This is a genomic window from Paracidovorax wautersii, from assembly GCF_900113035.1.
Lineage (GTDB): Bacteria > Pseudomonadota > Gammaproteobacteria > Burkholderiales > Burkholderiaceae_C > Paracidovorax > Paracidovorax wautersii.
The window spans coordinates 37520-57946 of record NZ_FONX01000022.1 but is presented as its reverse complement, the minus strand read 5'-3'; the positions used below and the strand labels follow the sequence as shown (position 1 = coordinate 57946).

22 protein-coding genes are annotated in these 20427 nt (G+C 67.5%); 16 read left to right on the top strand and 6 right to left on the bottom strand.

Going from position 1 to position 20427, the window contains the following annotated elements; all coding sequences use genetic code 11:
- Positions 1-366, bottom strand: coding sequence for a DUF1304 domain-containing protein (locus tag BM070_RS22110; protein WP_092941978.1), 366 nt, complete (start codon positions 364-366; stop codon positions 1-3).
- 111 nt (positions 367-477) lie between these two features.
- Between BM070_RS22110 and BM070_RS22105 the strand changes: the two genes are divergently transcribed.
- From BM070_RS22105 to BM070_RS22075, 7 genes are all read left to right on the top strand, one after another.
- Positions 478-1818, top strand: coding sequence for a replication-associated recombination protein A (locus BM070_RS22105; protein WP_092941976.1), 1341 nt, complete (start codon positions 478-480; stop codon positions 1816-1818).
- Positions 1819-2061: 243 nt separating this feature from the next.
- A complete protein-coding gene (locus BM070_RS22100; protein ID WP_092941974.1) occupies positions 2062-2991 on the top strand; it encodes a branched-chain amino acid ABC transporter permease in 930 nt (309 codons plus the stop codon).
- A gap of 16 nt (positions 2992-3007) precedes the next feature.
- Positions 3008-4084 (top strand): ABC transporter permease subunit, encoded by a 1077-nt coding sequence (locus BM070_RS22095; protein WP_092941972.1) that lies wholly within the window; start codon positions 3008-3010, stop codon positions 4082-4084.
- 24 nt (positions 4085-4108) lie between these two features.
- Entirely contained in the window at positions 4109-4891 is a 783-nt protein-coding gene (locus BM070_RS22090; protein WP_092941970.1) for an ABC transporter ATP-binding protein, read from the top strand.
- Position 4892: 1 nt separating this feature from the next.
- Entirely contained in the window at positions 4893-5621 is a 729-nt protein-coding gene (locus BM070_RS22085; RefSeq protein WP_092941968.1) for an ABC transporter ATP-binding protein, read from the top strand.
- 242 nt (positions 5622-5863) lie between these two features.
- Positions 5864-6511 carry a DUF47 domain-containing protein gene (locus BM070_RS22080; protein WP_092941966.1) on the top strand — a complete coding sequence of 216 codons (648 nt, stop codon included), beginning with the start codon at positions 5864-5866 and terminating at the stop codon, positions 6509-6511.
- 39 nt (positions 6512-6550) lie between these two features.
- Complete coding sequence (locus BM070_RS22075) at positions 6551-7561, top strand: inorganic phosphate transporter (protein WP_092941964.1); 1011 nt, start codon at positions 6551-6553, stop codon at positions 7559-7561.
- Between the two features lie 120 nt (positions 7562-7681).
- On the opposite strand, the gene BM070_RS22070 is transcribed toward BM070_RS22075, so the two are convergent.
- Complete coding sequence (locus tag BM070_RS22070; protein WP_092941962.1) at positions 7682-8128, bottom strand: TM2 domain-containing protein; 447 nt, start codon at positions 8126-8128, stop codon at positions 7682-7684.
- A 34-nt stretch (positions 8129-8162) separates the two neighbouring features.
- Positions 8163-8708, bottom strand: a complete 546-nt coding sequence (locus BM070_RS22065; RefSeq protein ID WP_092941960.1) for a GNAT family N-acetyltransferase — start codon at positions 8706-8708, stop codon at positions 8163-8165.
- Between the two features lie 127 nt (positions 8709-8835).
- Between BM070_RS22065 and rpsP the strand changes: the two genes are divergently transcribed.
- From rpsP to BM070_RS22035, 6 genes are all read left to right on the top strand, one after another.
- Positions 8836-9090 carry a 30S ribosomal protein S16 gene (rpsP, locus tag BM070_RS22060; protein ID WP_056666976.1) on the top strand — a complete coding sequence of 85 codons (255 nt, stop codon included), beginning with the start codon at positions 8836-8838 and terminating at the stop codon, positions 9088-9090.
- Positions 9091-9203: 113 nt separating this feature from the next.
- Complete coding sequence (gene rimM / locus BM070_RS22055) at positions 9204-9776, top strand: ribosome maturation factor RimM (RefSeq protein ID WP_092941958.1); 573 nt, start codon at positions 9204-9206, stop codon at positions 9774-9776.
- Positions 9777-9808: 32 nt separating this feature from the next.
- Complete coding sequence (trmD, locus tag BM070_RS22050) at positions 9809-10582, top strand: tRNA (guanosine(37)-N1)-methyltransferase TrmD (RefSeq protein WP_092941956.1); 774 nt, start codon at positions 9809-9811, stop codon at positions 10580-10582.
- A gap of 120 nt (positions 10583-10702) precedes the next feature.
- Positions 10703-11086, top strand: a complete 384-nt coding sequence (gene rplS / locus BM070_RS22045; protein WP_092941954.1) for a 50S ribosomal protein L19 — start codon at positions 10703-10705, stop codon at positions 11084-11086.
- A 103-nt stretch (positions 11087-11189) separates the two neighbouring features.
- Complete coding sequence (locus BM070_RS22040) at positions 11190-12011, top strand: CoA pyrophosphatase (protein ID WP_175518581.1); 822 nt, start codon at positions 11190-11192, stop codon at positions 12009-12011.
- 92 nt (positions 12012-12103) lie between these two features.
- Positions 12104-13105, top strand: a complete 1002-nt coding sequence (locus tag BM070_RS22035) for a CobD/CbiB family protein (protein ID WP_092941952.1) — start codon at positions 12104-12106, stop codon at positions 13103-13105.
- A 77-nt stretch (positions 13106-13182) separates the two neighbouring features.
- Here the strand turns inward: BM070_RS22035 and rsgA are convergent, their stop codons facing one another.
- The 3 genes from rsgA to BM070_RS22020 are packed head-to-tail and all read right to left on the bottom strand — an operon-like array spanning position 13183 to position 15872.
- Positions 13183-14175: a ribosome small subunit-dependent GTPase A gene (gene rsgA, locus BM070_RS22030; protein WP_092941950.1), complete on the bottom strand. Its 993-nt coding sequence runs from the start codon at positions 14173-14175 to the stop codon at positions 13183-13185.
- Positions 14176-14205: 30 nt separating this feature from the next.
- A complete protein-coding gene (locus BM070_RS22025) occupies positions 14206-14550 on the bottom strand; it encodes a 4a-hydroxytetrahydrobiopterin dehydratase (RefSeq protein WP_092941948.1) in 345 nt (114 codons plus the stop codon).
- Entirely contained in the window at positions 14547-15872 is a 1326-nt protein-coding gene (locus tag BM070_RS22020; RefSeq protein WP_092941946.1) for a M48 family metallopeptidase, read from the bottom strand. Before BM070_RS22020 ends, BM070_RS22025 begins: the two co-directional genes overlap by 4 nt.
- A 98-nt stretch (positions 15873-15970) precedes the next feature.
- Between BM070_RS22020 and orn the strand changes: the two genes are divergently transcribed.
- The 3 genes from orn (at position 15971) to BM070_RS22005 (ending at position 20405) form a co-directional block, all read left to right on the top strand.
- The gene (gene orn / locus BM070_RS22015) at positions 15971-16549 is read left to right on the top strand and encodes an oligoribonuclease (protein ID WP_092941944.1); all 579 of its coding nucleotides are present in this window, start codon (positions 15971-15973) and stop codon (positions 16547-16549) included.
- 311 nt (positions 16550-16860) lie between these two features.
- Positions 16861-18759, top strand: a complete 1899-nt coding sequence (locus BM070_RS22010) for a DEAD/DEAH box helicase (RefSeq protein ID WP_092941942.1) — start codon at positions 16861-16863, stop codon at positions 18757-18759.
- Between the two features lie 182 nt (positions 18760-18941).
- Entirely contained in the window at positions 18942-20405 is a 1464-nt protein-coding gene (locus BM070_RS22005; protein WP_092941940.1) for a sensor domain-containing diguanylate cyclase, read from the top strand.
- Positions 20406-20427: the final 22 nt, after the last annotated feature.

The window sequence follows — 20427 nt, the reverse complement described above, 5'->3', positions numbered from 1 at the left end:
TCAGCGCGCCGCCAGCACCAGCAGCAGGCCGATGGTCGCCGGCACGGCCTGGATGAACAGGATCTTGCGGCTGGCGGTCAGCGCGCCGAACACGCCGGCCACCAGCACGCAGAGCAGGAAGAACATCTGCACCTGCTGCCCGAAGGCCCCGCCCAGCCACAGGCCCCACAGCAGCCCCGCCGCGAGAAAGCCGTTGTAGAGGCCCTGGTTGGCCCCCAGCACCTTGGTGGCCGTGGCTTTTTCCTGCGTCATGCCGAAAGCCCGCAAACCGGCGGGCTTGTCCCACAGGAACATCTCCAGCACCAAGATATAGATGTGGAGCAGCGCGATCAGCGCGACGACGATGGCGGCGGCGGTGGATAGCATGGGCAGGTTTCCCGACGAAGAATGCAAGGGCTGGCAGCATAGCGGCCCCGCTTTGCCAAGCCCTGTCGCGCCGGGCGCTTCCTGCTCCGATCGAATCTTTTGCCCCAGTCCATGAACGCCAGACCCTCCGCCGCGCCATCGCCCCAAGCCCACCAACCCCTGGCCGAGCGCCTGCGCCCGCGCACGCTGGGCGAGGTCATCGGCCAGCAGCAGGTGCTGGGCCCGGGCATGCCGCTGCGGCTGGCCTTCGAGTCGGGCCGCCCGCACAGCTGCATCCTCTGGGGGCCGCCCGGCGTGGGCAAGACCACCATCGCCCGGCTGATGGCCGACGCGTTCGACGCTCAGTTCATCAGCATCAGCGCTGTGCTGGGCGGCGTGAAGGACATCCGCGAAGCCGTGGAGCGGGCCGAGTCCGCGCGCGACGGCCTGATGCAGCAGCGCACCATCGTCTTCGTGGACGAGGTGCACCGCTTCAACAAGAGCCAGCAGGACGCCTTCCTGCCGCACGTCGAATCGGGCCTCTTCACCTTCATCGGCGCGACGACCGAGAACCCCTCGTTCGAGGTGAATTCGGCGCTGCTCTCGCGTGCCGCCGTCTATGTGCTGCAGCCGCTCGCGGCCGAAGACCTCAAGCGGATCGTGGCCCTGGCCCAGGAGATGCAAGCGCTGCCTGCTATCGAAGACGTAGCAATCGACCGCCTCATCGCCTATGCCGACGGCGATGCCCGGCGCCTGCTCAACACGCTGGAGACGCTGGCCATGGCGGCCACGCAGGAGCGGCTGGAAACCATCGCGGACGACTGGCTGCTCAAGGTGCTGGGCGAGCGCATGCGGCGCTACGACAAGGGCGGCGAGCAGTTCTACGACACCATCAGCGCGCTGCACAAGTCGGTGCGCGGCTCCGATCCCGACGCTGCGCTCTACTGGTTCGTGCGCATGCTCGACGGCGGCGCCGACCCGCGCTACATGGCCCGCCGCCTGGTGCGCATGGCCAGCGAAGACATCGGCCTGGCCGACCCGCGCGCGCTGCGCCTGGCGCTGGACGCGTCCGAGGTCTATGAGCGCCTGGGTTCGCCCGAGGGCGAGCTGGCGCTGGCCGAGTGCGTGATCTACCTGGCCGTGGCGCCCAAGTCCAACGCCGCCTACAAGGCCTACAACGCCGCGCGGGCCCACATCAAGGCCGACGGCACGCGGCCGGTGCCCATGCATCTGCGCAACGCACCCACCCAGCTGATGAAGACGCTGGACTACGGCAAAGGCTACCGCTACGCGCACGACGAGGAGGGCGGCTTCGCGGCCGGCGAGAACTACCTGCCCGAAGGCATGGAGCCGCCGGGCTTCTACCGCCCGGTGCCGCGCGGGCTGGAAATCAAGATCGGGCAGAAGATGGACGAGCTGCGCGCCCGCAACGAAGCCGCCGGCCAGGCCCGCCCGGACGACGACGCTGCGTGACGCCTATCGGTTCATCACAATTTCTAATGAGCAGCGTTCGAGACTGATGGCTCGATCTTTCCAGGGAAAACCCCGTCCGTAGGCTCTCGGCCGGCACGAAAGCAACTGGCTACAATCCCGCCACCTAAACCCGCACGGTACTCGTCCTGGCGGGTTTTTTGCTACATGGCCGCTGGCCCACAAGGCTGCACCGAGCCCTGGTGCCTGCGCAATGGGCGCGTCACAAACGAAGGACCTTTTCTTATGGATATCTTGCTGCAACAGATCATCAACGGTCTGGTACTCGGCAGCATGTACGCATTGATAGCCCTGGGCTATACGATGGTGTACGGCATCATTCAGCTGATCAACTTCGCCCACGGCGAGGTGCTCATGATCGGCGCCCTCACCAGTTGGAGCTGCATCGGCCTGATGCAAGAGGCCATGCCCGGCGCGCCCGGCTGGCTGATCCTGCTGCTGGCCACCATCATCGCGTGCATCGTGGCGGCCACGCTCAACTTCGTGATCGAAAAGGTGGCCTACAGGCCGCTGCGCAGCAGCCCCCGGCTGGCTCCGCTCATCACCGCGATCGGCATGTCCATCCTGCTGCAGACGCTGGCGATGATCATCTGGAAGCCGAACTACAAGCCCTATCCCACGCTGCTGCCCACCACGCCGTTCAACATCGGCGGCGCGGTGATCACCTCCACCCAGATCCTGATCCTGGGCGTGACCGTGGTGGCCCTGGCATCGCTGATGTACCTGGTGAACTACACCCGCCTGGGCCGCGCCATGCGTGCCACGGCGGAGAACCCGCGCGTCGCGGCGCTGATGGGCGTCAAGCCCGACATGGTCATCTCGGCCACCTTCATCATCGGCGCGGTGCTGGCCGCCATCGCCGGCATCATGTATGCGTCCAACTACGGCACGGCGCAGCACACCATGGGCTTCCTGCCCGGCCTGAAGGCCTTCACGGCGGCTGTGTTCGGCGGCATCGGCAACCTGGCCGGCGCGGTGGTCGGCGGCATCCTGCTGGGGCTCATCGAGGCCATCGGCTCGGGCTATATCGGCACCCTGACGGGCGGCATCCTGGGCAGCAACTACGCCGACATCTTCGCCTTCATCGTGCTCATCATCATCCTCACGCTGCGCCCCTCGGGCCTGCTGGGCGAACGTGTGGCCGATCGCGCCTGACCGAGAGGGACACACCATGAAAAACACCAAAGTCCAATGGATCCTGGGCGGCATCGCACTGCTGGTGCTGCCGCTGCTGCTGCAGTTCTTCGGCAACGCTTGGGTGCGTATCGCCGATCTGGCGCTGCTCTACGTGATGCTGGCCCTGGGCCTGAACATCGTGGTCGGCTACGCCGGCCTGCTCGACCTCGGCTACGTGGCCTTCTACGCCGTGGGCGCCTATCTGTTCGCGCTGATGGCCTCGCCCCAGCTGTCCGACAACTTCGCCGGCTTCGCCGCGATGTTCCCGAACGGCCTGCACACCTCGCTCTGGATCGTCATACCGCTCGCGGCGCTCGTCGCGGCGATATGCGGGGCGATGCTCGGGGCGCCTACGCTCAAGCTGCGGGGCGACTACCTGGCCATCGTGACGCTGGGCTTCGGCGAGATCATCCGCATCTTCCTGAACAACCTGGACCACCCCATCAACCTGACCAACGGCCCCAAGGGCATCGGCCAGATCGATTCGGTCAAGATCTTCGGGCTCGACCTGGGGCGGCGGCTGGAGCTGTTCGGCTACGACATCAACTCCGTCACGCTCTACTACTACCTCTTCCTGGTGCTGGTCGTCGCGAGCGTGGTGATCTGCTATCGCCTGCAGGATTCGCGCATCGGCCGCGCCTGGATGGCCATCCGCGAAGACGAGATCGCCGCCAAGGCCATGGGCATCAACACCCGCAACATGAAGCTGCTGGCCTTCGGCATGGGCGCTTCGTTCGGCGGCGTGGCGGGCAGCATGTTCGGCGCGTTCCAGGGCTTCGTCTCGCCCGAGTCCTTCAGCCTGATGGAGTCGGTGATGATCGTCGCCATGGTGGTGCTGGGCGGCATCGGCCACATTCCCGGCGTGATCCTGGGTGCCGTGCTGCTGTCGGCGCTGCCTGAAGTGCTGCGCTACGTGGCCGGCCCGCTGCAGTCCATGACCGACGGCCGCCTCGACGCGTCCATCCTGCGCCAGCTGCTGATCGCGCTGGCCATGATCGTCATCATGCTGCTGCGTCCGCGCGGCCTCTGGCCCGCGCCCGAGCACGGCAAGAGCCTCACGCAGAAGAACTGACAACAACACCGCGGAAAGTTAGCAATGGCAGAAAATTCCAAAGATGTGGTGCTGCAGGTCTCCGGCATTTCCAAGCGCTTCGGCGGGCTGCAGGCCCTGTCCGACGTGGGCATCACCATCCAGCGTGGCCAGGTCTATGGCCTGATCGGCCCCAACGGCGCCGGCAAGACCACCTTCTTCAACGTCATCACCGGGCTCTACACGCCCGACAGCGGCAGCTTCGCGCTGGCCGGCAGGCCCTATGAACCCACGGCGGTGCATGAGGTGGCCAAGGCGGGCATCGCCCGCACGTTCCAGAACATCCGCCTCTTCGCCGACATGACGGCGCTGGAGAACGTGATGGTCGGCCGCCACATCCGCACCCGTTCGGGCCTGCTGGGCGCGGTCTTCCGCACCAAGGCCTTCAAGCGGGAAGAGCAGGCCATCCGTGCCCGTGCCCAGGCACTGCTGGACTACGTGGGCATCGGCCGCTTCGCCGACTACAAGGCGCGCACGCTGAGCTACGGCGACCAGCGCCGCCTGGAGATCGCCCGCGCCCTGGCCACCGATCCGCAGCTGATCGCGCTGGACGAACCCGCCGCCGGCATGAACGCGACCGAGAAGGTGCAGCTGCGCGAGCTGATCGACCGCATCCGCAACGACAACCGCACCATCCTGCTCATCGAGCACGACGTGAAGCTGGTGATGGGGCTGTGCGACCGCGTGACCGTGCTCGACTACGGCAAGCAGATCGCCGAAGGCCATCCCGCCGACGTGCAGAAGAACGAAAAAGTGATTGAGGCCTATCTGGGCACCGGAGGACACTGAGATGGCCGAGAAATCGAACAAAGTTTTGCTGGCCGTCAAGGGACTGAAAGTGGCCTACGGCGGCATCCAGGCCGTCAAGGGCGTGGACTTCGAGGTGCGCGAGGGCGAACTGGTCTCGCTGATCGGCTCCAACGGCGCCGGCAAGACCACCACCATGAAGGCGATCACGGGCACGCTGCCCTTCGTCGATGGCGACATCCAGTACCTGGGCGAGAGCATCAAGGGCAAGGGCGCGTGGGACCTCGTCAAGAAGGGCCTGGTCATGGTGCCGGAAGGCCGCGGCGTGTTCGCCCGCATGACCATCACCGAGAACCTGCTGATGGGCGCCTACATCCGCAACGACAAGGCCGGCATCCAGGCCGACATCGAGAAGATGTTCACCATCTTCCCGCGTCTGCGCGAACGCAAGGACCAGCTGGCCGGCACCATGTCCGGCGGCGAGCAGCAGATGCTGGCCATGGGCCGCGCGCTGATGAGCCAGCCCAAGGTGCTGCTGCTCGACGAGCCCTCCATGGGCCTGTCGCCCATCATGGTGGACAAGATCTTCGAGGTGGTGCGCGATGTGTACGCCTTGGGCGTGACCATCCTGCTGGTCGAGCAGAACGCCAGCCGCGCGCTGGCCATCGCCGACCGCGGCTACGTGATGGAGTCCGGCCAGATCGGCATGACCGGCGCCGGCCAGGACCTGCTGAGCGATCCGCGCGTGCGCGCCGCCTACCTGGGCGAGTGATCCCCTTGGCCGAGGCATCGCCCCGGCAAGCGTCTGCAAAGGGCACCTTCGGGTGCCCTTTCCATTTATGCGCCGGCCGTCGCCGCGTTGCGCCCGCGGCAAGACATGGGGTGCCGGGCGGCCTTTTGTAGGACCCTGCCGACGCCATGGGAGCCCGGTTACACTCGCGCCTTTCGCCGGATCGTCACAAAAAGTTCACGGCGACGTCATCATTTCTTGTACAGGTCTGCTCAGGAGTTCGCATGTTGTTTGGAAAGCTGTTGCCGCGCGAAGGCAATTTCTTCGAGATGTTCAATCAGCATGCGGACCGCATCGTGGAGGCAGCGCGTGCCTTTTCCCAGCTGGTCGCCAACTACAACGACCCGCACCTGCGCGACAAGTACAACCAGGACGTGGACAACGCCGAGCGCGCGGCCGACCGCGTGACGCATGAAGTCAACCGCACGCTGCACAAGACCTTCATCACGCCCATCGACCGCGAGCAGATCCACTCGCTCATCAACACGATGGACGACGTGGTCGACCTGATCCAGGATTCGGCCGAGACCATGGCGCTCTACGACGTGCGCCACATGACCGAAGAGATCACCCGCCTGACCGACCTCAGCGTCAAGTGCTGCGAGCGCCTGCGCGATGCCGTCAAGCTGCTCGAGAAGATCGCCGATCCGGCCGTGGCTGAAGCCGCGCTCAAGACCTGCGAGGAGATCGACCGCCTCGAAAGCGATGCCGACCGCGTGATGCGCAGCGCCATGAGCAAGCTCTTCCGCGAAGAGCCCGACGTGCGCGAGGTCATCAAGCTCAAGGCCATCTACGAGTTGCTGGAAACCATCACCGACAAGTGCGAAGACGTGGCCAATCTGATCGAGGGCATCATCCTCGAGAACTCCTGACGCGCAGCGGTCGTCCCCTCTAGCTCCCAACAGCTTTCCATGGCAACCGTACAAACCGCCCTCTGGGTCGTGGTCCTGCTCGTCGCGCTGGCCATCCTGTTCGACTTCATGAACGGGTTCCACGACGCGGCCAACTCCATCGCCACCGTCGTCTCCACCGGCGTGCTCAAGCCCGGCCAGGCCGTGGTCTTCGCCGCCTTCTTCAACTTCGTCGCCATCTTCATCTTCCACCTGAGCGTGGCGGCGACCATCGGCAAGGGCATCGTGCATCCGGGCGTGGTCGATACGCACGTGGTGTTCGGCGCGCTGGTCGGCGCCATCAGCTGGAACCTCATCACCTGGTACTACGGCATTCCCAGCAGCTCGTCGCACGCGCTGATCGGCGGCATCGTGGGCGCCGTGATGGCCAAGGCCGGCGCAGGCGCGCTGGTGTCCTCCGGCATCCTGAAGACGGTGGCCTTCATCTTCGTGTCGCCGCTGCTGGGCTTCCTGCTGGGCTCGCTCATGATGGTGGCCGTGGCCTGGATCTGCCGCCGCGCCCGTCCGGGCAAGGTGGACAAGTGGTTCCGCCGGCTGCAGCTGCTCTCGGCCGGCGCCTACAGCCTGGGCCATGGCGGCAACGATGCGCAGAAGACCATCGGCATCATCTGGCTGCTGCTGATCGCCACCGGCTACGCATCGGCTTCGGACACCTCGCCGCCCACCTGGGCCATCATCGCCTGCTATGCGGCCATCGGCCTGGGCACCATGTTCGGCGGCTGGCGCATCGTCAAGACCATGGGCCAGAAGATCACCAAGCTCAAGCCCGTGGGCGGCTTCTGCGCCGAGACCGGCGGGGCGATGACGCTCTTCCTGGCCACGGCACTGGGCATTCCGGTGTCCACCACCCACACCATCACCGGCGCCATCGTCGGCGTGGGCTCCACGCAGCGCGCCAGCGCCGTGCGCTGGGGCGTGGCGGGCAACATCATCTGGGCGTGGATCCTGACGATTCCGGCCAGCGCCTTCGTGGCGGCCATCGCCTACTGGGTCAGCCTGCAGCTCTATTGAGGGGGCTGATCGCCGGGCGGGGCGGGGCGGGGCGGCTGCCCCGGGTTGCTCCGTTTTTCATAGCGGCCTGCGCCCGGCCTGCAAGCGCCCGCCGCCTGAAAGCCTTGAACCCGGCTGCGGCTACTGCGAAATCTTGCGGGCTTCCTCGACCTGGTATTCGAAGTAGCGCTGGAAGCTGAACGCCAGGCTGGCCATCAGCACGGCCGTGCCCACGAGCAGCGCCAGCGCGACGGCGAAGATGGTGAACCACTGCGTGCGCCCGGGCGCCGCATCGGCCGCCGATGTGGGGTTGTGGCGGGCGTTCCACTTCTCCGGCGACATCAGCCCATAGACGATGGCGCAGAGCGCGCAGCCCGCGATGGTGAAGCCCAGCAGCGGGATCAGCACCCAGCTCAGGTGATCGTCCTGGCCCAGCGCCTGCACCCGCTGGATGCCGTACACGCCGAGAGCCGTGGGGATCGGCAGCAGCCAGCCCAGCCAGTCGCCCAGGCCGTGCAGATAGAAGCGGTGCAGCCCGAGCGGCCCGCCCGCGAAGGCCAGCCAGGCGGCGACGGTCTTGCTTTTCATGGTGCGGGGGCGGCCGGGTAGTTGGGCTTGCCGGTCAGACGGCGGCTTCGCTGCCGACGGGCTCGGGCGGGGTGGCGTCGCCATCGCCCAGCGGCTTTTCCATCAGCACCACGTCGCGCCAGGCGCCGAACTTCCAGCCCACCGAACGCATCACGCCGATCTGCGTGAAACCCGCCGAGCGGTGCACGCCGATCGAGCCCTGGTTGGCCGAATCGCCGATCACCGCCAGCAGCTTGCGCACGCCGGCGCTTTCGGCGGCGTCGCAGAGCGCGCCCAGCAGCTGGCTACCCAGGCCCATGCCGCGTGCCGCGTCGGCCACGTAGATGGAGTCCTCGGCCGAGAAGCGGTAGGCCGGGCGCGGCTTGAACCAGTTGCAGTAGGCGAAGCCCAGCACCTGGCCGTCCTGCTCCGCCACCAGGTAGGGCAGGCCGCGGCCCAGCACGTCGGCACGGCGCGCAGCCATGTCGGCTTCGGTCGGCGGGGTGGTCTCGAAGGTGCCCGTGCCGTGCAGGACGTGGTGGGCGTAGATGGCGGCAATGGCGGCGATGTCTTCGTCGCGGCTCGGGCGGATGAGGGGCATTGGCAAGATGTGGATATAATCGCGGACTTTGCAGCGTGTCGCTGGCCGGGTGGCCATGTCGCGTGTCTCAAACGCAGCAAAACTTTCTGCAGCCCTCGTAGGGGCTGCACCACCCGAAGGATTCATTATGGTCGTGATTCGGCTCTCCCGCGGCGGTTCCAAAGGCCGTCCGTTCTTCAACATCGTCGTTGCCGACAAGCGCGTTCGTCGCGACGGCCGCTTCATCGAACGCCTGGGTTTCTACAACCCCACGGCCAAGGAAAGCGAAGAAGGCCTGCGCATTGCGCAAGACCGTCTGACGTACTGGAAGAGCGTGGGCGCCCAGGCATCTCCCACCGTGGACCGCCTGATCAAGCAAGCTGCTGCCAAGCAAGCTGCCTGATCGCTGCGTATTCCGCTGCTAGGGGCGGGCTCCGTTGGTTCTGCTGACGGGCCCCGCCCTTTTTCTTTGCCTGTCTTCTTTGTCCTTTCCTCCTTTCCTGCACTGAGCCCGCCATGTCCAAGCTGCCCGTTCTAGAGCCCGCAGACCTGCCCGCCGATGCGGTGGAAGTCGGCCGCATTGCCGATGCCTGGGGGGTGAAGGGCTGGTTCAAGGTGCTGCCCTACAGCGCCTCGCCCGAGGCCCTGCTGTCGGCCAAGCACTGGTTCCTGCTGCCGGCCGAAAAGGGCGCCAAGAGCTTCTTCAGCGGCACCGTGTCGCTGGCCGTGCGCCAGTCGCGCGAGCATTCCGATTCCATCGTCGCCATGGCCGAGGGCGTGGACGACCGCGATGCGGCCGAGGCCCTGCGCGGCGCGCGCATCTTCGTGTCGCGCTCGAGCTTTCCCGCGGCGCAGGAGGGCGAGTTCTACTGGGTCGATCTCATCGGCCTGGAGGTGGTGAACCGCGAGGGCGTGGCGCTGGGCACGGTGCGCGACCTGTTGGCCACCGGGCCGCAGACCACGCTGGTGCTGGCCTACGAGCAAGAAGGCAAGACGCTCGAGCGCATGATTCCCTTCGTGTCGGCCTTTGTCGATGAGGTCAAGCTGGCCGAGCGCCGCATCCTCGTGGACTGGCAGCCGGACTACTGACGCTCCTCGCCGCGCGAGCCGCGCCGCAGACCATGCGCTTCGACGTCATCACCCTGTTTCCCGAGATGTTCGCGCCGTTCCTCGTGAGCGGCGTGACCCGGCGCGCCTATGCCGGCGGCCAGGTGGACGTGCGCCTCTGGAACCCGCGCGACCATGCCGAGGGCAACTACCGCCGCGTCGATGACCGCCCCTTCGGCGGCGGCCCGGGCATGGTGATGATGGCCGAGCCGCTGGAGCGCTGCCTGAACGCCATCCGCGCCGACCGTGCATTGGCCGCGCCCGAAGGCGCGAGCGTGCCCGTGGTGCTGTTTTCGCCCATCGGGCAGGCGCTCAACCATGCCGGCGTGGCTGGCTGGTCGGCCGGGCCGGGCGCGATCCTGCTCTGCGGGCGCTATGAAGGCATCGACCAGCGCTTCATCGACGCGCATGTCGATGTGCAGCTGAGCCTGGGCGACTTCGTGCTTTCGGGCGGCGAGATTCCGGCCATGGCGCTGATCGACGCCGTGGCCCGCCTGCAGCCCGGCGTGCTGAACGACGAGGGCAGCCACCAGCTCGACAGCTTCAACCCCGCGCTCGACGGCCTGCTGGACTGCCCCCACTACACCCGCCCCGAGGAGTGGGCCGGCCGCGCCGTGCCCGCGCCGCTGCTCTCGGGCCACCATGCGCAGATCGAGCGCTGGCGCCGCGACCAGCGACTGGCGCTCACCGCGCGCCACCGCCCGGACCTGATCGAAGCCGCCCGCGCGCAGGGCCTGCTGAGCCGCGCCGACGAAGCGGTTGTCTCCCGGCTGGGCGACTTGCTATAATCCTGGGCTCTTCGATCCTCTGGCCGGCCGCTGCTTCCACATGCCGTGTGCAGCATTTGAGGCGCCAATCCGGGCGCCCATGCCAATTTCTGGCGCGGACATGATCGGTAGGAAGTAACCATGAATCTGATCCAGACCCTCGAGCAGGAAGAAATCGCCCGCTTGAACAAGACCATCCCCGAATTCGCACCTGGCGACACCGTGATCGTCAACGTGAACGTGGTGGAAGGTACCCGCAAGCGCGTTCAGGCCTACGAAGGCGTGGTGATCGCCAAGCGCAACCGTGGCCTCAACAGCGGCTTCACCGTGCGCAAGATCTCCAGCGGCGAAGGCGTGGAACGTACGTTCCAGACCTACAGCCCGCTGATCGCCAGCATCGAAGTCAAGCGCCGCGGCGATGTGCGCCGTGCCAAGCTGTACTACCTGCGTGACCGCAGCGGCAAGTCGGCACGTATCAAGGAAAAGCTGCCTTCGCGCGTCAACAAGGCCGCAGCAGCCGCTTGATGCGCCTCCAGGCCTGGCATCTTCCGTCCAGGCCTGCGCCAGAATCCTGGCCTCCCGCCGCTACCGCGCAAGCCGTAGCGGCTTTTTCTTGGGTGCCCGCCGCATGACCTTGCCGCCTTCCGCCGTGCCTCCCGTTCCGGCGCCCGCCGATGGCGCACCTTCCGCGCCCACCTCGGCCATCGCGCCCGCCGTGCCCATTGCGCCTTCCGCGCAGCCGCCCGTGGTGCCAGTCTCTTCCGTCATCCCGCCCGCGGCCCGTCTGCCGACGTTCGACCCGCGCACGGTGCCCGTCTCCGGCGTGGATGCGCACCTGCCGGCCGTGCCGCGCGCCGCGCAGACGCCCGAGGCGCTGCGCCAGCGCTTCGCGCATGCGCCGCACTGGGAGCCCGAGGTGGTGCTTGAGCGCGCCTTCACCGACCGCGCGCCCTCGCACGCCGCCGTGCTGGTGCCCATCGTGCTGCGCGAGCGGCCCACGGTGCTGCTCACCGAGCGCACGGCGCACCTGTCGCAGCATTCCGGCCAGGTCGCTTTTCCCGGCGGGCGGGCCGATCCCGAAGATGCCGACCCCGCTGCCACGGCCCTGCGCGAGGCCTGGGAAGAGGTCGGCCTCGAAGCCCGCTTCGTCGAGGTGCTCGGCTCCCTGCCCACCTATGTGACGGGCAGCGCCTTCATCATCACGCCGGTGGTCGCGCTGGTGCAGCCCGATTGCGTGCTGCGGCCCAACCCTTATGAAGTGGCCGACGTGTTCGAGGTGCCGCTCGACTTCTTGCTCGACCCCGCGCACCACCGCCGCCAGCGCATGGCCTGGCAGGGGCTGGAGCGCGAATGGTTCGCCATGCCCTATGCCGACGGCGCGAAGGAGCGCTACATCTGGGGCGCTACCGCCGGCATGCTGCGCAATTTCTACCGCTTCCTCCTGGCCTGACGCGGCGCTCGGCAGCCGGGCTGCGGCCTGCCGTGGCCGCTCACGCGGGCCCGGAGCGGTGCGGAAAAGGGGCCTCGCTATCATTGGCCTCCATGAGCTTCTTCGCCATCTTGTTCGCCTTGCTGATCGAGCAGGCCCGCCCGTTGGCGCGCACCCATCCCGCCCATGCGGGCGTGCGCGCCTGGGCGCTGTCGGTGCGGCGCAATTTCGACGCCGGCAGCGCCGCGCAGGGCTGGGCCGCCTGGAGCCTCGCGGTGCTGGTGCCCACCTTCCTCGCGCTGCTGGTGCATTGGCTGCTGCTGCACTGGATCGGCTGGCCGGTGGCCATGGTCTGGAACGTGGCGGTGCTCTACCTCACGCTGGGCTTTCGCCAGTTCAGCCACCACTTCACCGGCATCCGCGACGCGCTGGAAGAGGGCGACGAGAACCGGGCGCGGGCGCAGCTGGCCGCGTGGCAGCAGGTCGATGCGCGCGATCTGCCGCGCAGCGAGATCGTGCGCCACGTCATCGAGTATTCGGTGATCGCCGCGCACCGCCATGTCTTCGGCGTGCTGGCCTGTTTCTCGCTGCTGGCGGCGCTGGGCCTGGGGCCGGCCGGCGCGGTGCTCTACCGCATGGCCGAATTCGTGGCGCGCCACTGGAAGGAGCAGGCCCTGCGCATCTCCGACCACCCACCCAGCGCGGCGCTGCTGCATGCCGCCGACCGGGCCTGGACGGCGATCGACTGGCTGCCCGCGCGCCTCACGGCCCTGAGCTTCGCCGTGGTGGGCAGCTTCGAGGAGGCCATCGACGGCTGGCGCTTCCACGCACAGCGCTTTCCCAACGACAACGACGGCGTGGTGCTGGCGGCCACGGCCGGCGCCATCAACGTGCGGCTGGGCGGCGAGGCCCTGCGCACGCGCATCGACCCGCAGGTTGCCGCGATCGACCCGGCGGTGATCGACGCCGTAGAGGCCGATGCCGACAGCGACAGCACGCCCGGCCGAACGCCCGAGATCGGGCATCTGCGCAGCGTGGTGGGCCTGGTCTGGCGTTCGGTGGTGGTGTGGATGCTGCTGCTGGCGCTGCTGACCTTCGCGCGCCTGCTGGGCTGATTGCTATTGTTTTTATAGCTGCCAGCGCTTGTTCTTCAAGCGCTGCAGCCCGTTTTGGCCCTGATCCGGGCCGGAACTCACCAGCGCCGCGTCTCGCTCAGTTCCGCGAACAGGTTGGCGTAGATCTGGTAGCGGCTGGCGCTGATGGTGCCCGGGCCGGTGCGTGATTCGCCCTGCAGGCCGTCCACATGCTCCATCACCGCGCAGCCCGGCTCGTGCAGGTGGGTGCAGTTGTAGAAGCGGCAGTGCTCCGCATGCAGGCCGATGTCGGGCATCAGGCGCGGCAGATCGGCCGGGCCGATGTGGTGCAGGCCGAATTCCTGAAAGCCGGGCGAATCGATGAGCGCGGTGGTGCGCTCCTGCGGGTCCACCCAGTAGAGCGTCGTGCTCGTGGTGGTGTGCTTGCCGGAGTTGAGCGCCTGCGAGATCTCGCCGGTCAGCACCGTCGCGCCGGGCACCAGCAGGTTGATGAGCGTGCTCTTGCCCGAACCCGAGGGGCCGAGCACCAGCGTGGTCTTGCCGCGCAGCAGCTCCAGCAGCGCCTGGCGGTCCACCTCGGCCGATTCGGAGAGCGAGAGCGGCAGCACGCGGTAATGGTGGCTGGCGGTGTGGCCGCCCTCGCTGCCGTCGCCGCCCATGTGGCGGTAGGGCAGCAGGCGCTCCCAGGCGCGGGCGAAGGGCTCGACCAGATCGCTCTTGTTGAGTGCGATCAGCGGCTGGATGCGCTCGGCCTCGGCCGCGATCAGCGCGCGCGCCAGCTGGCTTTCGGAGAACACCGGCTCGGCCGCGATCAGGATCAGCACCTGGTCGAGGTTGGCCGCGAAGGACTTGGTGCGGATCTCGTCCTGCCGGTAGAAGAGGTTGCGGCGCTCCTGCACGCGCTCGATCGTGCCTTCCTCGCCCTGGCCGGGCGGCGGCGCCTGCCAGAGCACGCGGTCGCCCACCACGGCCTGGCTCTTCTTGCCGCGCGGGTGGCAGATGCGGCGGCTGCCGTCGGGCGATTCGACCAGGCAGTGGCGGCCGTGGCTGGCTACCACCAGGCCTTCGTACAGGGCGCTGCGCTCAGCCATGGCAGCGCAGCGGCGAGGAGGCGGAGCGCGTCATGCGGCCAGCAGGGCGTCGAAACGCGCCGCGCAGTCGATGTCGGTGGCCGAGATGCCGCCCACGTCGTGCGTGTTCAGGCGCACCACGCAGCGGTTGTAGTGCACCGACAGGTCGGGGTGGTGGTCCTGCGCGTGGGCGATGAAGGCCACCGCGTTCACGAAGGCCATGGTCTCGTGGTAGTTGGCGAAGCGGTAGGTCTTCTCGATGGCCACGGCGGCGCCGTCGCCGCTCAGCGCCCAGCCGTTCAGCTCGGCCAGCCGGGTGACGACTTCGGTGGCCGTCAGCGCCCGGCGGGGCTCCTGGGACCAGTCTTTGCGGGGGAACATGGATGGAGTGCTCATGACGGCATCGGGCTCGGGGTGGGCATGCGGGCCAGGCGTTCGCTGGCCGGCGGATGCGAGTAGTAGAACTTCACGTACACCGGATCGGGCGTGAGCGTGGAGGCGTTGTCTTCGTAGAGCTTGAGCAGCGCGGCGGCCAGGTCGCTGCCGCTGGCCTGCGCCATGGCATAGGCGTCGGCCTCGAATTCATGGCGGCGCGAGATCTGCGCAAAGAGCGGCGAGATGAACACCGTGAAGACGGGCGCGGCGAGCAGGAAGAGCAGCAGCGCCAGCGCGTCGTTGGGCGCGGCGGGCGCCAGGCCCGGCAGCATCAGGTTGGGCACCACGCCCAGGCCCGTGTAGAACCAGAACTGCGTGCTCAGCCAGCCCAGCAGCGCGAAGCCCGCCAGGCTCAGCGCGAACAGGCTCACGATGCGCTTGACGATGTGGCGGTGCTTGAAGTGGCCCAGCTCGTGGGCCAGCACGGCCTCGACCTCGCCGGAGCTCAGCTGGCGCAGCAGCGTGTCGTAGAACACCACGCGCTTGGCCGCGCCGAAGCCGGTGAAGTAGGCGTTGGCATGGGCGCTGCGGCGGCTGCCGTCCATCACGAACAGGCCTTTGGCGGCGAAGCCGCAGCGCTGCATCAGCGCCGTCACGCGGGCCTTGAGCGATTCGTCCTGCAGCGGCTGGAACTTGTTGAAGAGCGGCGCGATGAAGAGCGGGTAGATCACCATCAGCAGCAGGTTGAAGCCCATCCAGACGGCCCAGGCCCAGAGCCACCACACCGGGCCGGCCGAGCCCATCAGCCACAGGATGAGCGCGGCGATGGGCAGCCCCACGATCGCGCCCATCAGCGTGGACTTGAGCAGGTCGCCCAGCCACAGGCGCGGCGTCATCTTGTTGAAGCCGAAGCGCTGCTCGATGACGAAGGTCTTGTAGAGCGTGGTCGGCAGGTCGATCAGTCCGCCGATCAGCGCGAAGGCGCCCAGCAGCGCCAGCTGCTGCAGCATGCCGCCGCCCAGCCATTCCAGCAGGGCGCGGTTGAGCATGTCCAGGCCGCCCAGCAGGGTCCAGCCCAGCGTGACGGCGGCCGAGATCGCCATCTCCAGCAGGCCGAAGCGGGTCTTGGCGATGGTGTAGTCGGCCGCTTTCTGATGGGCGGCCAGCGGGATGCGGCCAGCGAAGGCGGCAGGCACGGCGCTGCGGTGGCGCGCCACGTGGCGGACCTGGCGCGTGGCCAGCCAGAAGCGCAGCGCCAGGCCGGCCAGCAGCAGGGCGGCGAACGCCAGCGTCAGCAGCACCGACGGTGTCCAGAAGGGGGGAGTGGAAGCAGAGTGAGGCATGAGCGCTGGAGTGTAGGGCTTTGCCATGGCGCCAGATGCCCGCGTGGGAATGCCTGCGCCGGTGCGGGGCGCCCTGCCCATCGGCGACAATCGCGGGCATGTCTGAAACCGCTGCCACCCCTGTGCCTGCCTTGCCCAAGTCCGACCAGAACCTGGTCTGGCTCGATTGCGAAATGACGGGCCTGAACCCCGAAACCGACCGCCTGCTGGAGATCGCCGTCGTGGTGACCGGCCCGAACCTGGAGCCCCGCGTGGAGGGCCCGGTGTTCGCCATCCACCAGTCCGATGAACTGCTCAACGGCATGGATGCCTGGAACAAGGGCACGCATGGCCGCAGCGGCCTGATCGACAAGGTGCGGGCTTCGGCCATCACCGAGGCCGAGGCCGAGCAGCAGATCATAGAGTTCCTGGCGCGCTACGTGCCCAAGGGCTCGGCGCCCATGTGCGGCAACAGCATCGGCCAGGACCGGCGCTTCCTGGTGCGCTACATGCCCCGGCTCGAAGCCTTCTTCCACTACCGCAACATCGACGTGAGCACGCTCAAGGAACTGGCCAAGCGCTGGAAGCCCGAGGCCTATTCGTCCTTCAAGAAGGCGCAGCGGCACACGGCGCTCGCCGACGTGCACGAGTCCATCGACGAGATGGCCCACTACCGCACGCATCTGCTGGCGGTGTGACGCTCCGGCGCCCGCTGCCCCGCACAAAGATGGGGCAGGGCGCAAAAGAGGCATTGCGGGAAAACCCCAGGCATGCCATAATCGCCGGCTTGCGTGACACATTAGCCCTTTGCGGCTCACGCAGATTGCGCATCTCCCTTCACACACCGGGCCTGCAAGCCGCTTGAAACCCACGTTTCAGCGGCACTTCGCACAAATGCCCACCCGCGCTGCTCCCCGCAGCTCTGGTTTCGTTTGATGGTTGATGTTTTTTAACCATTGACGAAGCCTCCGCAGGCCACGCCTGCGGCTGTCTTCGTGTGAGAAAAAATATGACTGACACTCTCCAAGTGCAGGGCGAATTCGCGCCTGCAGATACCTCCATTGCCGCTGCAGACGCAGTCCTGGCTTCCGAATCCGTGGCCGTGCAGGCCGACGACGTCGAAGTGACGGCCGAACCCAATGGCTTCGTCCAGCTGGGCCTGGCTGCCGAACTGGTGCAGGCCGTGGCCGACCTGGGCTACACCCAGCCCACCCAAGTGCAGGCTCGCGCCATTCCCCTGGCGATGAGCCCGAGCGACGCTTCGGCCCGCTTCATCGACCTGATGGTCTCCAGCCAGACCGGCAGCGGCAAGACCGCAGCCTTCCTGCTGCCCGTGCTGCACACGCTGATCGGCGAACAGGCCGCTGCAGACGCCGCCGCCCGCGCCGAATTCGACCGTGCCGTGGCCGAAGCCACCGCCCGTGGCGAACCGGCCCCGAAGCGCGCCAAGCGCAAGGACCCCACCAACGCCCGCAACTTCAAGCCCGCCGTGCCCGGCGCGCTGATCCTGTGCCCGACGCGCGAACTGGCGCAGCAGGTGGCGCACGACGCCATCGAGCTGGTCAAGCACTGCCGTGGCCTGCGCGTGGCCAACGTGGTGGGTGGCATTCCCTACCAGCTGCAGATCGCCAAGCTGCAGAACGCCAACCTCGTGGTCGCCACGCCGGGCCGTCTGCTGGACCTGCAACGCTCCATGCAGATCAAGCTCGACCAGGTGAAATTCCTGGTGGTCGATGAAGCCGACCGCATGCTCGACCTGGGCTTTGCCGACGACCTGGCCGACATCAACCAGATGACCAGCCAGCGCCAGCAGACCATGATGTTCAGCGCCACGTTCGCGCCGCGCATCCAGCAGCTGGCCATGCGCGTGATGCACGACGGCGGTTCGCACGTGCAGAAGGTGCAGATCGACAGCCCGCAGGAAAAGCACGCCAACATCAAGCAGACCCTGTTCTGGGCCGACAATGCCCAGCACAAGCGCAAGCTGCTGGACCACTGGCTGCGTGACACCTCCATCAACCAGGCCATCGTGTTCGCCAGCACCCAGGTGGAGTGCGACGGCCTGGCCAACGACCTGCAGCAAGAAGGCTTCTCGGCCGTGGCGCTGCACGGCGCCCTGAGCCAGGGCCTGCGCAACCGCCGCCTGATGGCGCTGCGCAGCGGCCAGGTGCAGGTGCTGGTGGCCACCGACGTGGCCGCTCGCGGCATCGACGTGCCGACCATCACGCACGTCTTCAACTACGGCCTGCCCATGAAGGCAGAGGACTACACCCACCGCATCGGCCGTACCGGCCGTGCAGGCCGCCAAGGCCTGGCCGTGACGTTCGCCGAGTTCCGTGACCGCCGCAAGATCTTCGACATCGAAGGCTACAGCAAGCAGCAGTTCAAGGCGGAAGTCATCCCCGGCCTGGAGCCGCAGCAGCGCGCGCCGCAAGCCCGCCCTGAATTCGGTGGCCGTGGCGGCCGCGAAGGCGGCGGCTTCCGTGGCGGCGATCGCCGTCCTTCGGGTGGCGGTGCTGGCCGTGGCGGCTTCGGTGGTGGCTTCGGCGGCGACCGTGACCGCGGTGGCGACCGTTTCGGCCGCGGCGCTCCGGCTGCCCGTGACGGTGGCGGCTACCAAGGTGGCGGCCATTTCGCTCCCCGTGGCGACGACCAGCGCGGCTTCGGCGGCGGTGCTCCCCGCCGCGACGGCGAAGGCTACGGCCGCAAGCCAGGCTTCGGTGAACCCGCACGCGGCGGCTTCGGCGACCAGCCGCGCGGCAACTTCGGTGGCGGCCGTCCTGACGGCGCTGGCCGCGGTGGCGACTTCGCTGCACGCAAGCCGGCGTTCTCCAAGCCCGGCACGGGCGGTGGCAAGCCCTTCGTGCCGCACGATGCACGCAAGCGCCCGGCCCGTCCGGCCCGCTGAGGCCTGATCGCCAGGCACCCATTCACCCTCGTCGGTGAATGAGTGAAAGAAAAAGCCAGCCCTTGAGGCTGGCTTTTTCTTTGGGGCGTGCTCAGAGGGTGTGGACGGCGCGGTCAATAATTCGACATGGGTGGATCGCAATGCGGCTGTCACGCCCTCGTCATGACCATGGAGTGCCCAGGATGTCTTTTTCTCCCTCGCCGGAAAACGATTTCGAGCATATGTTCGACATCGCGCCCGTTTCGCTCTGGCTGGAGGACTTCAGTGAGCTGAAGTCCTTGCTGGACACCTGGCGCAGCGAGGGCGTGGTCGATGTCGAGGCGCATGTGCGTGCCGACCCGTCCCGCATGCAGGCCTATGGCGCGGCGATCAAGGTGCTGCGGGTGAACCAGCGCACGCTGGAGTTGTTCGCTGCGCCCGACCAGGCCACGCTGCTGGCCTCGCTGGGCAGCATCTTCCGGGGCGACATGCACCAGCAGGCCATCCAGGAATTGCGCCAGCTCTGGTCCGGCGCGCTGGAGTTCTCGAACCAGACCGTGAATTACGCGCTCGATGGCCGGCGGCTCGACGTCCACATCCGCGGCCGCATCCTGACCGGCCATGAAGACCGCTGGGACCGCGTCCTCATCTCGCTGGAAGACAACACCCAGCAGATCGAGAGCCGCACGCGCCTGCAGCGCAGCGAGGAATACGCGCGGGGGCTCTTCGAGCATTCGCCGGTGTCGCTCTGGGTCGAGGACTTCAGCGCGGTCAAGCGGCTGCTCGACGACGTGCGCCGCCAGGGCATCCGCGACTTCAAGACCTTCCTGAAGGTGCACCCCGAATTCGTGGGCCGGTGCATGCAGGAGATCCGGGTCATCGACGTGAACCAGCAGACGCTGGAGATGTTCGGCGCTGACAGCAAGCAAACCCTTTTCAAGCAGATCGCCAAGGTCTTCCGCGGCGAGATGCACGAGTCCTTCGCCGAGCAGCTGCTCGACCTCTGGGAGGGGCGGCTCTTCCAGCAGCGCGAGGTCGTGAACTACAGCCTCTCCGGCGAGGCCGTCCACATCCACATGCAGTTCTCCATCCTAGAGGAGCGCCAGGACGACTGGTCCATGGTGCTGCTGTCCCTGGTGGATATCACCGCCCGCAAGAAGGCCGAGGCCTATCTGGAATACCTGGGCAAGCACGACGTGCTCACCCAGCTGCGCAACCGGGCCTTCTATGTGGAAGAGCTGAACCGGCTCACGCGCAAGGGGCCCTTCCCCGTGGGCGTGGTGGTGATCGACATGAACGGGCTTAAGTTCATCAACGACGAGTCGGGCCACGCGGCCGGCGATGCCATGCTGCGGCGCGTGGGCGAGGTGCTGGGCAAGGCGGTGGATGTGCCGGCCTGCGCGGCCCGCATCGGCGGTGACGAGTTCTCGTTGCTGATGCCGGGCGTGGACGAGCGCGGCGTCCAGGCGGCGGTGGATCGCATCCAGTCTTTGCTGGACCTCAACAACCAGTTCTATCCGGGCTCGGAGCTGAGCCTGTCGATGGGCGTGGCCATCGCCGCTTCGGGCGACCAGATCGAGGCCGCGGTCAACCGCGCCGACCAGGCGATGTACCTGGCGAAGACGCGCTACTACGCCGAGCACGGCCTGGAGCGCCGGCGGGGCTGAAAGCCATCGCTGCGGTTGTGGC

Excerpts from the sequence above, each read along its gene's own strand:
- BM070_RS22005 (WP_092941940.1), top strand. The coding sequence starts at position 18,942 with ATGTCTTTTTCTCCCTCGCCGGAAAACGATTTCGAGCATATGTTCGAC.
- BM070_RS22040 (WP_175518581.1), top strand. The coding sequence starts at position 11,190 with ATGACCTTGCCGCCTTCCGCCGTGCCTCCCGTTCCGGCGCCCGCCGAT.
- orn (WP_092941944.1), top strand. The coding sequence starts at position 15,971 with ATGTCTGAAACCGCTGCCACCCCTGTGCCTGCCTTGCCCAAGTCCGAC.
- rpsP (WP_056666976.1), top strand. The coding sequence starts at position 8,836 with ATGGTCGTGATTCGGCTCTCCCGCGGCGGTTCCAAAGGCCGTCCGTTC.
- BM070_RS22065 (WP_092941960.1), bottom strand. The coding sequence starts at position 8,708 with ATGCCCCTCATCCGCCCGAGCCGCGACGAAGACATCGCCGCCATTGCC.
- BM070_RS22100 (WP_092941974.1), top strand. The coding sequence starts at position 2,062 with ATGGATATCTTGCTGCAACAGATCATCAACGGTCTGGTACTCGGCAGC.
- BM070_RS22070 (WP_092941962.1), bottom strand. The coding sequence starts at position 8,128 with ATGAAAAGCAAGACCGTCGCCGCCTGGCTGGCCTTCGCGGGCGGGCCG.
- rsgA (WP_092941950.1), bottom strand. The coding sequence starts at position 14,175 with ATGGCTGAGCGCAGCGCCCTGTACGAAGGCCTGGTGGTAGCCAGCCAC.
- BM070_RS22095 (WP_092941972.1), top strand. The coding sequence starts at position 3,008 with ATGAAAAACACCAAAGTCCAATGGATCCTGGGCGGCATCGCACTGCTG.
- trmD (WP_092941956.1), top strand. The coding sequence starts at position 9,809 with ATGCGCTTCGACGTCATCACCCTGTTTCCCGAGATGTTCGCGCCGTTC.
- BM070_RS22090 (WP_092941970.1), top strand. The coding sequence starts at position 4,109 with ATGGCAGAAAATTCCAAAGATGTGGTGCTGCAGGTCTCCGGCATTTCC.
- BM070_RS22035 (WP_092941952.1), top strand. The coding sequence starts at position 12,104 with ATGAGCTTCTTCGCCATCTTGTTCGCCTTGCTGATCGAGCAGGCCCGC.
- BM070_RS22105 (WP_092941976.1), top strand. The coding sequence starts at position 478 with ATGAACGCCAGACCCTCCGCCGCGCCATCGCCCCAAGCCCACCAACCC.
- BM070_RS22110 (WP_092941978.1), bottom strand. The coding sequence starts at position 366 with ATGCTATCCACCGCCGCCGCCATCGTCGTCGCGCTGATCGCGCTGCTC.
- rimM (WP_092941958.1), top strand. The coding sequence starts at position 9,204 with ATGTCCAAGCTGCCCGTTCTAGAGCCCGCAGACCTGCCCGCCGATGCG.
- rplS (WP_092941954.1), top strand. The coding sequence starts at position 10,703 with ATGAATCTGATCCAGACCCTCGAGCAGGAAGAAATCGCCCGCTTGAAC.
- BM070_RS22080 (WP_092941966.1), top strand. The coding sequence starts at position 5,864 with ATGTTGTTTGGAAAGCTGTTGCCGCGCGAAGGCAATTTCTTCGAGATG.
- BM070_RS22075 (WP_092941964.1), top strand. The coding sequence starts at position 6,551 with ATGGCAACCGTACAAACCGCCCTCTGGGTCGTGGTCCTGCTCGTCGCG.
- BM070_RS22010 (WP_092941942.1), top strand. The coding sequence starts at position 16,861 with ATGACTGACACTCTCCAAGTGCAGGGCGAATTCGCGCCTGCAGATACC.
- BM070_RS22020 (WP_092941946.1), bottom strand. The coding sequence starts at position 15,872 with ATGCCTCACTCTGCTTCCACTCCCCCCTTCTGGACACCGTCGGTGCTG.
- BM070_RS22085 (WP_092941968.1), top strand. The coding sequence starts at position 4,893 with ATGGCCGAGAAATCGAACAAAGTTTTGCTGGCCGTCAAGGGACTGAAA.
- BM070_RS22025 (WP_092941948.1), bottom strand. The coding sequence starts at position 14,550 with ATGAGCACTCCATCCATGTTCCCCCGCAAAGACTGGTCCCAGGAGCCC.